Here is a 633-nt window from a genome sequence, read left to right as displayed (position 1 = left end):
GGGCGCGACCACGACGGCGGCGGCTCCGTCGGCGAACAGCGAGTGCGCGACGATCTGCTCGAAGTCCTCGATGGTGGGGTTGCCCGCGTGCAGGGTGGGTGATTTGGGCTGGGCGTGCAGGCTGGAGAGTTCGACGCAGAGCAGGAGTGCGGGTTTGCCGTGGACGGCGACGTATTCGGAGACCGTGCCGAGGCCGGGGACCGCGGCGTGGCAGCCCATGTGGCCGATGATGACGCGGCGCATGTTCGCCGGCATGCCCAGTTCGTGGGAGAGCAGGATGTCCAGGCCCGGGGTCACGTAGCCGGTGCAGGACACGACGGCGAACAGGCCGAGGTCGGCGGGGGTGAGGCCGGCTGAGGTGAGGGCGTCGGCGGCGGCCTGGCGGCCGAGGGGGAGCGCTTCGGTGAGGTAGCGACGCATCCGTTCGCCGGTGGTCCATTCGGTGGTGGGTTCCTTGCGGGGATCGACGGCGTAATGTCGGCTGACGATTCCGGACGAGGCCCATACTTTTTCGGCGAGCGGGTTGGCCGCGAAGTGGTCGCGGAAGAATTCCCACAGGTCGTCCTGGGCGACTTGTGGTGGGGTGGCCACGGCGGTACCGACAATGTACGGCCGGGTGAGGTTGCGAACGGC

The 633-nt window shown here is 69.0% G+C and carries 1 pseudogene; it reads right to left on the bottom strand.

The features are described from left to right. Positions 1-633 (bottom strand): annotated as a pseudogene (locus tag CM1CMNOD_RS19670) (type III polyketide synthase); the annotation flags it as partial.

Origin of the sequence: Protofrankia symbiont of Coriaria myrtifolia (genome assembly GCF_900634755.1) — a bacterium.
Lineage (GTDB): Bacteria > Actinomycetota > Actinomycetes > Frankiales > Frankiaceae > Protofrankia > Protofrankia coriariae.
The sequence above is the reverse complement of the archived record's forward strand: the minus strand, read 5'-3'. Positions and strand labels throughout refer to the sequence as shown.